Below are 14715 nucleotides of genomic sequence, written 5' to 3' on the forward strand. Positions count from 1 at the left end.
AAAAAAGCCACACATCGTCTGCCGCATAGGGCGGTCGTGTGTTGATAAGCGCGAGTATGCGATGCAACCGGCCGCCAGGGCCAGCAACGTATCGCCCAAATAAATCGGCCGCCTCGAGGGCGGCCGATAAACCCAAGCTTAGGCGGTGTGATCGATCTTGATGGTCGGGTCGGCACCGCTGATCAGCGAGTTGATGTTGGTGTGGGACCAATCATTGCCTTCCAGCTTGATGGTCACATCCGCATTGGCCAGGCCACCGGCGGCGTTGAGCTTGCCTTCGCTGCTCACCTGCAGGGTCGACACGCCTTCTACCGTGGTGATCTTGAGGTAGTTATCGATGGTGCTGTCCGTCTCGCCCTTCAACAGATCACGCAGGTCAATTCGGTCACCTTCCGACGCCTTGAAGTCCTTGATCACATCGTTGCCGATGTCACCGGCCTTCCACACGAAGGTGTCGGCACCCGCACCGCCGATCAGGATGTCGTTGCCCTGACCGCCCATCAACGTGTCGTTGCCGGTACCGCCCAGCAAGATGTCATTGCCCTTGCCGCCGTCCAGCACGTCGTTGCCGCCTTGGCCGAACAGAATGTCATCGCCATTGCCGCCGAGCAGCGTGTCGTTGCCGTCCTTGGCGCCGGACACGTCGAAGTCCGCGTAATGCTCGATGACGTACTGGTGCACATTCGAGGTGGTAACTGCCGAGACAGCCACACCGGCTTTCTGTGCCACGAAAGCCTGCAGGGCGTTGTAACCCTCGCCGGTCACCCCGCTGAAGCTCACCAGGTCGCCAAAGAGGATGTCATTGCCGTCGCCACCGCTGATGCTGTCCGCACCCGGCAGAGTCGCCTCGGTATGGCCGAGGATGGCGTTGGCCAGGTCTTTCGGATCGATATTGGCCTGTGGCTTGCCATCGCTGTCGTAAGGCTTCAGGTCGCTTAAGCTGATGTCGCTGTTGATCCCGATCGCTTCCACCTGCGACAGCCCGCCCAGCAGCGCAAAGGCGCTCTTGGAATTAGCCAATGTTGCCGCGTCAGTGCTGTTGCCTCGGCCGTCAAGATTGGACAGCTCAAAGGTGCCGTCGCCCTGAGCGCGGACCAGGCCCAGATTGGCGGCCGTCCACCAGAAGCCGTTCCAGGTTTGCAATTGAGCGGCACCCGAGGTGTCGATGCTGAAGTAATGGGTGTTATCCAGATACTTGCCGACCGAGGTTCCGGGGGTGTAGTTGGCCGTCGTTACCACGTCATCGAACTTGACGTTGCCGTACAGCGTCACGTTGGTCTGCTCGCCGCTCTGGTAGAACGTCGGCTGACCGTCGGTGATGAAGTACGTCAGGTTGGTTGCGCCGGTGTTTTTGCTCGCCAGGTCGCTCTGGAAGAAGTTGGCGGTGGTCTTGAACACGTCTTCGTAGTTGGTGCCGCCTTCCGACACCATCGAGTCGAGCACCACTTTGAGCTGGGCCAGCGCATTGGGGGCATTGAGGTTGATGGCAATCGACTTGTTCACCTGGCTATCGAAGTCGGCCAGGAAGATATTCACCGTGCCCGACGTGTTGGCGCCCAGGCTGTTTTTCAGCGAGTTGAACACCGTGGTCAATGAAGCCTTCGCCGCGTCGATCGATGCGGTGCTCATGCTGCCGGAACTGTCCACCATGAACGCGATGTTGTAGTTCTTGCCCTGCACCACGTTCAGGCCGCCGATGTCGGCTACCACGATGTCGTTGCCATCGCTGCCGATAATCGAGTCGCTGCCCGACGTGCCGGTTACCGAGTTATACGCCGCCGGGAAGACCGTCACGGGCAATTGCGCGGTGGTGCTTGCCGAGCCGCCGATGCTTTCGGTCGACGTCGAGGTCACGGTCAGGTTGAACTGGCCGCTGTAATAGGTCGGCGGCTTGATGGTCAGGGTGCCCAGGTCCCAGCCGCTGACGTTGACTTCGCCCACGGTTTTCGTCGCGGTGAAGGTGTGTCCCGACGCGTCGGTAAGCACCGAGCCTGCCGGAATGCCGCCGATCTTCACCGCCAGGGTTTCCGAACCATCGGTGTCGGTCAGCGCGGTGGTGATCTTGGACAGTTTGACGCTGCCGTTTTCCAGGCCTTCGTTGAGCTTATAACCCACGTAGTAACCGTCACCGTTGCTGCCATGCAGGTCGGACACGGTCACGCCGGCGTTGGTCAGGTCGGCGATGCCGGTGTACAGCGGGACGTTGCTGGTGCTCAAGTTCTGCGTCGCGCCGCCATTGATCGACAGGTTGACGTCAAAGCTACCGGGGCCCGCCTGGTTGGCCTGATAGATCTCAAGGCTGTAGTAACCGCTGACCGCCGGCGTGAACGTGCCGCTGAACTTGCCGCTGTTAGTGCCCCACAGGCCGCTGGCCACGTCTTTACCGCCGACGTTGATCAGCAGGCTGTCATCGGCGACGCCGCTGAAGGTGTAGTTCTTACCGGCTTCCATATACATCAGGCCGGAGATTTTTCCGCCTGAACCTGGGGTGACGTCGGTGGTGGACTCGACATTGGTCACCACCGCCGTGCTGTTCGGCGTGCCGGCGCCATCGATGGCTTTTTTCAGCACGTCCGGTGCGGCGCCGTTGCCGTTGGTGCCAAGGCCGGGAAGGCTGTTCCAGCTCTGCTTGATCAGGCCGACCGAGTTGACGTTGTTGTCAGCCACACCCAGGGTTGGCGCGTCGGCCACTGGGGTGATATCGACTTTCACCGTGGCGCTGGTGCCCAGGTCCTTGCCGTCGGTGGGCTGGAACTTGAACTGTGCGTAATCGGCCTGCTTGTTACCGATGCCCGTGCCGCCATAACCGTCGGCGCCGGACTCGTTGGCGTTTGGCGTAAAGCGTAACTGGCCGCCATCGATCTGGGCTTTGGTAAAGGTCTGGCCGCTGGTCACGTTGGTCCAGGTGGTGCCGTCGGTTGCCAGGTATTGCAGTTTGCCGGCCACCGGCAGGTCGGTGATTTTCACGCCGAGGCTGGCTGATGGCGAGTCCACGTCGCTCACGCCGAAGTTTGCCCAGGTCAAAGCCAGCGCAGTGTCTTCCGTACCGGTCACGGCCCCGCCCGTTGCCACTGGCGCATCGTTGACCGCCACCACGTTGACTGTGGTGGTGGCGACGTTGGAGTAATTGCCGCCGTCGGTCACCGCCACGGTAATGGTGCGCGGCGTGGTGCTTGGGTCGTGGCTGGTGTTGGTGAACGTGATGTTCTGGATACGCTGCATGTAGTCAGCCAGCGTCGCGCTGCCCGACAACGTCAGAGTGATCGTACCCGTCTGATTGTTGGTGCTGACGCTGATGCCATTCACGCTGTTGCCCAGGTTCAAGGCATCACCGGCTTGTGCGTTGGTCAGGGTGACCGTTGCGCCAGTCAGCAGGGTGCTGTCCGGGTCGGTGATCTTGATATCGGTGTCGGCAATCGACACACCCGGCCCGGCGGTGCCTTCGGTGAAGGTAGTCTTGAAGTCGTTGCCGCTGGCACCGCTGGAGTTGTTGGCGTCCAGGTCGATAACCGGCGGCGCATCGTTGTCGAGGATGTCAGTGCTGACAGTACCCTTGTCGATCACCAGGTTCTCGAAGTTACCGCCTGTGGCCTTGTCGATGGTGATGACGATTTTTTCGGTCGGCTCGGTGATTCGGTCATCAAGCGTGCGGATATCAAACGGCACGCTGCTGGCGCCGGCTGGGATCTTCACGGTGTACACACCATTGAAATCCGAACCATCGGTGGCCGTGCCGCTGTACTTGAGGGTGACGGTTACATCGGTTTGCGCCGGGTTGCTCAAGGCCAGGGTGTAGTGCGCCGTACCGCCCTCGGTCACCGAAGCGTCGCCGCTGATGCTGAGGGTGGTGTTGGTGACCACATCCGTGACTTTGGTGACCACGGTGCTGCCGTCGACCATCAAGTGCTCGTATTTGTCGCCGCCACTGACTACGGCACTGATTTTGGCAGTGACATCATTGGCGCCGACATACGCATCGTTCGGCGCGGTGGCGGTGGTGAAGCTGCTGGACTTGCCGTTGCCGATGGTAATGGTCGAGCCGTTATCCAGCTTCACCACCAGGTCGGAACCGACGTTGGCCACTGCCGCACCATTTTTGTCGACCAGCGACGCGGTGTAGACGATCTGCCCGCCCTCGCTGACTGAACCCGTGGCCTTGAGCACCACGGTTACATCGTCGATGGTGTCGTTGATCGTGGTGGTTGCGCCGTTGCCTGCGACTGCCAGTTTTTCGAAGTTGCCGCCAGTTGCGTCGGTGATCTTGACCGTTTGAGTGCTCTTGTCGATGAACACGTCATCGCTTGGCGCGGGCACAGTTACGGTGCCGACGGTCTCGCCAGCCTTGATCGTGATGCTCGAACCGTTGTCCAACTTCAGGGTGACGTCGCTGCCGGCCTTGTTGCTCAAGGTGGCGGTGTAGGTGATCTGGCCACCCTCGTTGACGGCGCTTGGCGCGGTCAGCGTGACGCTGGTGAGGTCGGTACTGCCTGGGGTATCCGTGACGGTCGTGTTAACCGCTGTGGTACCCGGCACCAGGTTTTCAAAGTGCTCGCCACCGGTCACGCCTTTAATGGCGGTGGTGACGGTTTGATCGCCTTTGTAGACATCGTTCGGTGCCACGCTGGTAACCGTACCGCTGGATTGGTTCACGCCGATGGTGATGGTTTTGCCGTTATCCAGAGTGATAGTCAGCGGATTGGTGATGTTATTCACCGGCGCGCCGTTTTTATCCACAAGGCTGGCGGTATAAACAATGTTACCGCCTTCACCAACGGTGGTGTTGGCAGTCAGAACCACATCAACCTTGTCGATGGTGTCGTTGATCGTGGTGGTTGCACCGTTACCTGCAACTGCCAGTTTTTCGAAGTTGCCGCCAGTTGCGTCGGTGATCTTGACCGTTTGAGTGCTCTTGTCGATGAACACGTCATCGGTCGGAGCAGGCACAGTTACAGTGCCGACGGTATCGCCAGCCTTGATGGTGATGCTCGAGCCGTTATCCAACTTCAGGATGACGTCGCTGCCTGCTTTGTTGGAAAGCGTGGCGGTGTAGGTGATCTGGCCACCTTCGTTGACTGCGGTTGGCGCTGTCAGGGTGACGGTAGTGGTATCAGCAGTGCCCGGAGTATCCGTGACGGTGGTATTCACTGCGGTGGTGCCTGGCACCAGATTTTCGAAATGTTCGCCACCGGTCACGCCTTTGATAGCTGCGGTGACGGTTTGATCGCCTTTGTAGACATCGTTCGGTGCCACGCTGGTAGCCGTACCGCTGGATTGGTTCACGCCGATGGTGATGGTTTTGCCGTTGTCCAGAGTGACAGTCAGCGGATTGGTGGTGTTGTTCACCAGCGCGCCGTTTTTATCCACAAGGGTAGCGGTGTAGACGATATTGCCGCCCTCGCCAACGGTAGGAGTGGCGGTCAGGACGACGTCAACTTTGTCGATGGTGTCGTTGATCGTGGTGGTTGCGCCGTTGCCTGCGACTTCAAGTTTCTCAAAGTTGCCGCCGGAAGCGTCGGTGATCTTGACGGTCTGGGTGCTCTTATCGATAAACACATCATCGGTCGGAGCAGGCACAGTCACGGTGCCGACAGTGTCGCCAGCCTTAACAGTGATCGACGAGCCGTTATCCAACTTCAGGGTGACGTCGCTGCCGGCCTTGTTGCTCAAGGTGGCGGTGTAGGTGATCTGCCCACCTTCGTTAACTGCACTAGGCGCAGTCAGGGTGACGGTAGTGGTATCAGCTGTGCCCGGAGCGTCCGTGACAGTAGTGTTAACCGCTGTAGCACCCGGCACCAGATTTTCAAAGTGCTCGCCACCGGTCACGCCTTTAATGGCGGTGGTGACGGTTTGATCGCCTTTGTAGACGTCGTTCGGTGCCACGCTGGTAACCGTGCCGCTGGATTGGTTCACGCCGATGGTGATGGTTTTACCGTTATCCAGAGTGACAGTCAGCGGATTGGTGGTGTTGTTCACCAGCGCGCCGTTTTTATCCACAAGGCTGGCGGTGTAGACGATATTGCCGCCTTCACCAACAGTGGTGTTGGCAGTCAGAACCACATCAACCTTGTCGATGGTGTCGTTGATCGTGGTGGTTGCACCGTTACCTGCAACTGCCAGTTTTTCGAAGTTGCCGCCCGTGGCGTCACTGATCTTGACGGTCTGAGTGCTCTTGTCGATGAACACGTCATCGCTTGGCGCGGGCACAGTTACGGTGCCAACGGTCTCGCCAGCCTTGATCGTGATGCTCGAACCGTTATCCAACTTCAGCGTGACGTCGCTGCCTGCCTTGTTGCTCAAGGTGGCGGTGTAGGTGATCTGACCACCTTCGTTGACGGTGCTTGGCGCGGTCAGCGTGACAGTAGTGGTATCAGCAGTGCCTGGGGTGTCCGTGACGGTCGTGTTGACCGGAGCAGTGCCTGGCACCAAATTCTCGAAATGCTCGCCACCGGTCACGCCTTTGATGGCGGTGGTGACGGTTTGGTCGCCTTTGTAGACGTCGTTTGGCGCCACCGTGGTAACCGTGCCGCTGGATTGGTTCACACCGATGGTGATGGTTTTGCCGTTGTCCAGAGTGACAGTCAGTGGATTGGTGATGTTGGTAACCGCATTCCCTGACTTGTCGACGAGCGACGCGGTGTAAACGATGTTGCCACCTTCACCAACAGTGGTGTTGGCAGTCAGAACCACATCGACCTTGTCGATGGTGTCGTTGATCGTGGTGGTTGCACCGTTACCTGCAACTTCCAGTTTTTCGAAGTTGCCGCCCGTGGCGTCAGTGATCTTGACCGTTTGAGTGCTCTTATCGATGAACATATCATCGGTTGGCGCAGGGACGGTCACGGTGCCAACGGTATCGCCGGCTTTAATGGTGATGCTCGAACCGTTATCGAGTTTCAGTGTGACGTCGCTACCCGCTTTGTTTGAGAGCGTGGCGGTGTAGGTGATTTGACCACCTTCACTAACGGCGCTTGGTGCAGTCAGCGTAACGGTCGTGGTGTTATCGGTACCCGGCGTATCGGTAACGGTCGTGTTGACCGGAGCAGTACCTGGCACCAAATTCTCGAAGTGCTCGCCTCCGGTCACGCTCTTGATGGCGGTGGTGACGGTTTGATCGCCTTTGTAGACGTCATCCGGCGCAACAACCGAAACGCTGCCGCTCGATTGGTTTACACCAATGGTGATGCTCTGGCCGTTATCCAGGGTGACAGTCAGCGGGTTGGTGATGTTAGTCACCGGTGCGCCGTTTTTATCCACAAGACTGGCGGTATAAACAATGTTGCCGCCCTCGCCAACGGAGTTTGTGGCGGTCAGAACCACGTCGACCTTGTCGATAGTGTCGTTGATTGTCGTCGTCGCACCGTTACCCGCAACTTCCATTTTTTCGAAGTTGCCGCCAGTCGTGTCGATGATCTTGACGGTCTGAGTGCTCTTGTCGATGAACACGTCATCAGTCGGTGCTGGCACGGTCACGGTGCCGACGGTGTCGCCAGCCTTAACAGTGATCGACGAGCCGTTATCCAACTTCAGGGTGACGTCACTGCCGGCCTTGTTGCTCAAGGTCGCGGTATACGTAATCTGCCCACCTTCGTTAACCGCACTTGGCGCGGTCAGCGTAACGGTGGTGGTGTTATCGGTGCCAGGGGTATCAGTCACAGTTGTGGTGACTTTATCGGTACCCGGCTCCAAGTTTTCGAAATGCTCGCCACCGGTCACGCCTTTGATGGCGGTAATGACGGTTTGATCGCCTTTGTAGACATCATCCGGAGCAACAACCGAAACGCTACCGCTCGATTGGTTCACACCGATAGTAATGCTCTGGCCATTATCCAAGGTCACGGTCAGTGGATTGGTGATGTTAGTCACCGGCGCACCGTTCTTATCCACAAGGCTGGCGGTGTAGACGATATTGCCGCCTTCGCCGACGGTAGTGGTGGCGGTCAGAACAACATCGACCTTGTCGATGGTGTCGTTGATTGAGGTGGTTGCACCGTTACCCGCAACTTCGAGTTTTTCGAAGTTGCCGCCAGAAGCGTCGGTGATTTTGACGGTCTGGGTGCTCTTGTCGATGAACACGTCATCAGTCGGTGCTGGCACGGTCACGGTGCCGACGGTGTCGCCAGCCTTAACAGTGATCGACGAGCCGTTATCCAACTTCAGGGTGACGTCACTGCCGGCCTTGTTGCTCAAGGTCGCGGTATACGTAATCTGCCCACCTTCGTTAACCGCACTTGGCGCGGTCAGCGTAACGGTGGTGGTGTTATCGGTGCCAGGGGTATCAGTCACAGTCGTATTGACCGGTGTGGTACCAGGAACCAAATTCTCGAAGTGCTCGCCACCAGTGACAGTTTGAATAGCAGTGGTGACGGTCTGGTCGCCCTTGTACACGTCATCGGGAGCTACAACCGAAACGCTACCGCTCGATTGGTTCACACCGATAGTAATGCTCTGGCCATTATCCAAGGTCACGGTCAGTGGATTGGTGATGTTAGTCACCGGCGCGCCGTTCTTATCCACAAGGCTGGCGGTGTAGACTATATTGCCGCCTTCGCCGACGGTGGTGGTGGCGGTCAGAACAACATCGACCTTGTCGATGGTGTCGTTGATTGAGGTGGTTGCACCGTTACCCGCAACTTCCAGTTTTTCGAAATTGCCGCCAGTGGCGTCGGTGATCTGAACGGTCTGAGTGCTCTTGTCGATAAACACATCATCGGTAGGCGCAGGTACGGTCACGGTGCCGACGGTATCGCCCGCTTTGATCGTGATTGATGAACCGTTATCCAGCTTCAGAGTGACGTCAGTACCGGCCTTGTTGCTCAACGTCGCGGTGTAGGTGATTTGACCACCTTCACTAACGGCGCTTGGTGCAGTCAGCGTAACGGTCGTGGTGTTATCGGTACCCGGCGTATCGGTAACGGTCGTGTTGACCGGAGCAGTACCTGGCACCAAATTCTCGAAGTGCTCGCCACCAGTCACGCCCTTAATAGCAGTGGTGACGGTCTGGTCCCCCTTGTATACATCATCGGGAGCAACAACCGAAACGCTACCGCTCGTTTGGTTTACACCGATGGTAATGCTCTGGCCGTTATCCAACGTCACGGTCAGCGGGTTGGTGATGTTAGTCACCGGCGCGCCATTCTTATCCACAAGGCTGGCGGTGTAGACGATGCTGCCGCCTTCGCCAACGGTAGGAGTGGCGGTCAGAACAATATCGACCTTGTCGATGGTGTCGTTGATTGTGGTGGTTGCACCATTACCTGCAACTTCCAGTTTTTCGAAGTTGCCGCCAGAAGCGTCGGTGATTTTGACGGTCTGGGTGCTCTTGTCGACGAACACGTCATCGCTTGGCGCTGGCACAGTCACGGTGCCGACGGTGTCGCCAGCCTTAACAATGATCGAGGAGCCGTTATCCAACTTCAGGGTGACGTCACTGCCCGCTTTATTAGAGAGCGTCGCGGTGTACGTAATTTGGCCACCTTCGTTCGCTTCAGCCGGAGCCGTCAGCGTCACTGTGGTGGCGTTGTCAGTGCCGGGAGTATCAGTAACGGTGGTATTGACCGGCGTGGTGCCCGGCACTAGGTTTTCGAAGTGCTCACCGCCAGTGACAGTCTGAATGGCAGTGGTGACGGTCTGGTCGCCTTTGTAAACATCATCCGGTGCCACGGCGGTGACCGTGCCGCTCGATTGGTTTACCCCGATGGTGATGCTCTGGCCATTATCCAAAGTGACGGTCAGCGGGTTGGTGATGTTGGTCACCGGCGTGCCGTTTTTATCCACAAGGCTGGCGGTGTAGACGATGTTGCCACCTTCGCCAACGGTAGGAGTGGCGGTCAGAACTACATCGACCTTGTCGATGGTGTCGTTGATTGTGGTGGTCGCACCATTACCCGCAACTTCCAGTTTTTCGAAGTTGCCACCAGTAGTCTCGGTGATCTGAACAGTCTGGGTGCTCTTATCGATAAACACGTCATCGGTCGGAGCAGGAACAGTCACGGTGCCAACGGTATCGCCGGCTTTGATGGTGATCGAAGAGCCGTTGTCCAGCTTCAGAGTGACGTCACTGCCGGCCTTGTTGCTCAAGGTCGCGGTGTAGGTGATCTGTCCACCTTCGTTAGCTGCACTTGGCGCAGTCAGGGTTACGGTGGTGGCGTTATCAGTGCCTGGGGTGTCAGTCACAGTTGTAGTGACTTTGTCGGTGTCCGGCACTAGGTTTTCGAAATGCTCGCCACCGGTCACGCCATTGATAGCGGCGGTGACGGTCTGGTCGCCCTTGTACACATCATCCGGCGCAACAACCGAAACAGAACCGCTCGATTGGTTTACCCCAATGGTGATGCTCTGACCGTTATCCAGGGTGACGGTCAGCGGGTTGGTGATGTTGGTCACCGGCGTACCGTTCTTATCCACAAGGCTGGCGGTGTAGACGATGTTGCCGCCTTCGCCAACGGTAGGAGTGGCGGTCAGAACTACATCGACCTTGTCGATGGTGTCGTTGATTGTGGTGGTCGCACCATTACCCGCAACTTCCAGTTTCTCGAAGTTGCCGCCAGAAGCGTCGGTGATTTTGACGGTCTGAGTGCTCTTATCGATAAACACGTCATCAGTCGGAGCAGGCACAGTTACAGTGCCGACGGTATCGCCGGCCTTGATGGTAATGCTCGAACCGTTATCCAACTTCAGGGTGACGTCGCTGCCTGCTTTATTTGAAAGCGTGGCGGTATACGTAATCTGCCCACCTTCGTTGACTGCGGTTGGCGCAGTCAGGGTGACGGTAGTGGTGTTGTCAGTACCAGGGGTGTCAGTCACAGTTGTGGTGACTTTATCGCTACCCGGAACTAGGTTTTCGAAATGCTCGCCACCGGTCACGCCTTTGATGGCGGTCGTGACGGTCTGGTCGCCCTTGTAAACGTCATCTGGTGCAACAACTGAAACGCTGCCGCTTGATTGGTTCACGCCGATGATGATGCTCTGGCCGTTATCCAGGGTCACGGTCAGCGGGTTGGTGATGTTGCTCACCGGCGCGCCGTTCTTATCCACAAGGCTGGCGGTGTAGACGATGCTGCCGCCTTCGCCAACGGTGGTGGTGGCGGTCAGGACGACGTCAACTTTGTCGATGGTGTCGTTGATCGTGGTGGTCGCACCGTTGCCTGCAACTTCCAGCTTCTCGAAATTACCGCCAGTGGTCTCGGTGATCTGAACGGTCTGGGTGCTCTTGTCGATGAACACGTCATCGGTCGGAGCAGGCACGGTCACCGTGCCAACGGTGTCGCCAGCCTTGATGGTGATGCTCGAACCGTTGTCCAGCTTCAGCGTGACGTCACTTCCCGCTTTATTGGAAAGTGTCGCGGTGTATGTAATCTGACCACCTTCGTTAACTGCACTTGGCGCGGTCAGCGTAACGGTGGTGGTGTTATCGGTACCCGGCGTATCGGTTACGGTCGTGTTGACCGGAGCGGTACCCGGCACCAAGTTTTCGAAATGCTCGCCACCGGTCACGTCCTTGATAGCGGCCGTGACGGTTTGGTCGCCCTTATACACGTCGTCTGGAGCTACAACCGAAACAGAACCGCTCGATTGGTTCACACCAATGGTGATGCTCTGCCCGTTATTCAGGGTGACGGTCAGCGGATTGGTGATGTTAGTCACCAGCGCGCCGTTCTTATCCACAAGGCTGGCGGTGTAAACGATGTTGCCGCCTTCGCCAACGGTAGTCGTAGCGGTCAGAACTACATCGACCTTGTCGATGGTGTCGTTGATTGTCGCCGTCGCACCGTTACCCGCAACTTCCAATTTTTCGAAGTTGCCACCAGTAGTCTCGGTGATCTGAACAGTCTGGGTGCTCTTATCGATAAAGACGTCATCGGTAGGTGCAGGCACCGTCACGGTGCCAACGGTATCGCCGGCTTTAATGGTGATGCTCGAACCGTTGTCCAACTTCAGCGTGACGTCGCTGCCGGCTTTATTAGAAAGCGTAGCGGTGTAGGTGATCTGACCACCTTCGTTCGCCTCGGCCGGAGTTGTCAGCGTAACGGTCGTGGTGTCGATGGAGTCGGTAATGGTGGTAACCGCTGGCGTCGTACTAGGCACCAGGTTTTCAAAGTTGCCGCCGGTTGCGCCAGTAATGGTGGTGCTGATGGTGCTGCCGTTGACGTAGACATCGTTCGGCGGCGTGTCGACGACCACGCTGCCTACCGACTCGCCCGCCTTGATGGTGATCACCGAGCCATTGCTCAAGGTGACGTTCACCGGCGTCTGTGCCGGGTTAGTCAGGGTGGCGGTGTAAGTGATCTGCCCGCCTTCGGTCACGCTCGTGTCGGCAGTCAGCGTGACGGCGGTGGCATCGACCGAATCAGTGATGGTCGTAACGGCAGGCGTTGTGCTTGGCACCAGGTTTTCAAAATTACCGCCGGTGGCACCGGTGATCGTGGTGCTGACGGTCGAACCGTTAACGTAGACATCGTTGGCGGGGGTATCGACCACCACGGTGCCCACAGACTCGCCGGCCTTGATAGTAATCACCGAGCCATTGCTCAAAGTGACAGTCACCGGCGTCTGCGCCGGGTTGGTCAGGGTCGCGGTGTAAGTGATCTGGCCCCCTTCGGTCACGTTCGTGTCGGCTGTCAGCGTAACTGCAGTGGCATCGACCGAATCAGTGATGGTCGTAACGGCAGGCGTCGTACTCGGCACCAGGTTTTCAAAGTTGCCGCCGGTGGCACCCGTGATGGTGGTGCTGACGGTCGAACCGTTAACGTAGACATCGTTTGCCGGGGTATCGACTACAACGGTGCCCGTCGATTCACCGGCTTTAATGGTAATCACCGAGCCATTGCTCAAGGTGACGTTCACCGGCGTCTGCGCAGGGTTGGTCAGGGTAGCGGTGTAGGTGATTTGGCCACCTTCGGTTACAGTCGAACCGGCCGTCAGCGTGACAGTGGTGCTATCAACCGAGTCAGTAATCGTAGTGACCGCAGGCGTCGTACTCGGCACCAGGTTTTCAAAGTTGCCGCCCGTAGCACCGGTAATCGTGGTGCTGACAGTCGACCCATTAACGTAGACATCGTTGGCCGGGGTATCGACTACAACGGTGCCCACGGACTCGCCGGCCTTGATGGTGATCACCGAGCCATTGCTCAGGGTTACGTTCACCGGCGTCTGCGCAGGGTTGGTCAAGATCGCGGTGTAAGTGATCTGGCCGCCTTCGGTCACAGTCGAACCGGCCGTCAGCGTGACAGTGGTGCTATCAACCGAGTCAGTAATCGTAGTGACCGCAGGCGTGGTGCTCGGCACCAAGTTTTCAAAGTTGCCGCCGGTTGCACCCGTGATGGTGGTGCTGACGGTCGAACCGTTAACGTAGACATCGTTTGCCGGGGTATCGACTACAACGGTGCCCGTCGATTCACCGGCTTTAATGGTAATCACCGAGCCATTGCTCAAGGTGACGTTCACCGGCGTCTGCGCAGGGTTTGTCAGGGTAGCGGTGTAGGTGATCTGGCCACCTTCGGTCACAGTCGAACCGGCCGTCAGCGTGACAGTGGTGCTATCAACCGAATCGGTAATCGTAGTGACCGCAGGCGTGGTGCTCGGCACCAGGTTTTCAAAGTTGCCGCCGGTTGCGCCGGTAATAGTGGTGCTGACAGTCGACCCATTAACGTAGACGTCGTTGGCCGGAGTATCGACCACGACCGTACCCGTCGACTCGCCGGCTTTGATAGTGATCACCGAGCCATTGCTCAAAGTGACAGTCACCGGCGTCTGTGCCGGGTTGGTCAAGGTCGCGGTGTAAGTGATCTGCCCGCCTTCGGTCACGCTAGAACCGGCCGTCAAGGTCACGGTGGTGGTGTCGAGGGTGTCCGTAATCTGCGTCACGGCCGGGTTAGGGTCGAGGGTCAGCACCAGGTTGTTACCGCCGGTGGTGCCGGTGACGTTGACGCTGATCTGGCTGGCGTCGATGTACGGGCTGTCGTTAGGTGCCAGGGGCACGTTGACGGTGCCGGTCAGTTGGCCGGACGGGATGGTAATCACCGCGCCGTTGGACAGGGTGACAGTCAGGTCGCTGGTGCCGGGCTGGGTCACGGTGGCGGTGTAGGTCAGCACGCCTCCGGCTTCGGTGATGCTGGGCGTGGCGCTCAGGCTCAGGGTCGCAGGCTGCAGCGCCAGGCTGCCGTTGCCGGTAGAAGCCTGGGCACCCGTAAAGGTGTTCAGGGTTGACGTGCCCTGGCCGATAGGGGCGGTGGGAAAACCGATGGTCGGATCGACACGGCCGGCGGTCGCTTCCAGCACCACAAAGCTGTGGCCCCCGCCTGCGGCGCCGTTACCGGCAGCGGTTGCGCCTGCTGCCGTGGCTTCGAGGTCGGTGGTCGGGTCGGCGCCGGCGGCGATGGCTTGTTGCAGTTCGGCTACTGATGGCGCGGCCTGTTCGGTGGCGGCGGCCAAGTCGGCAGTGGAGTCCGGCATGTCGGCGCTCCACTGGGTATCGCGGCCCAGGTCCAGTGTGCGCCCATCAGCCAGTTCCAGGCTCACCGCGCCCGACAGGCCCGTGTCAATCTGGTCGCCCGCGAACAGGCGATCACCCTCAACCAGAACACGGCGCGTTCCTTCCGGAGAAATAACGAACACTTGACCAACAATGCTTTTGACGATGGCAACAACATTGCTCATTAAATATTTCTCCGGCGATCCGTTTCTGATGATTTCCATGTGGCCACTAAAGAGTAGGGC

The 14715-nt window shown here is 58.3% G+C and carries 1 protein-coding gene; it reads right to left on the reverse strand.

Annotation, left to right across the window (positions count from 1 at the left end; all coding sequences use genetic code 11):
• Nucleotides 1-138 precede the first annotated feature (138 nt).
• Nucleotides 139-14655, reverse strand: a complete 14517-nt coding sequence (locus C4J91_RS00645) for a retention module-containing protein (protein ID WP_124360681.1) — start codon at nucleotides 14653-14655, stop codon at nucleotides 139-141.
• Between the last annotated feature and the right edge of the window lie 60 nt (nucleotides 14656-14715).

This window comes from Pseudomonas sp. R3-52-08 (assembly GCF_003851745.1).
Lineage (GTDB): Bacteria > Pseudomonadota > Gammaproteobacteria > Pseudomonadales > Pseudomonadaceae > Aquipseudomonas.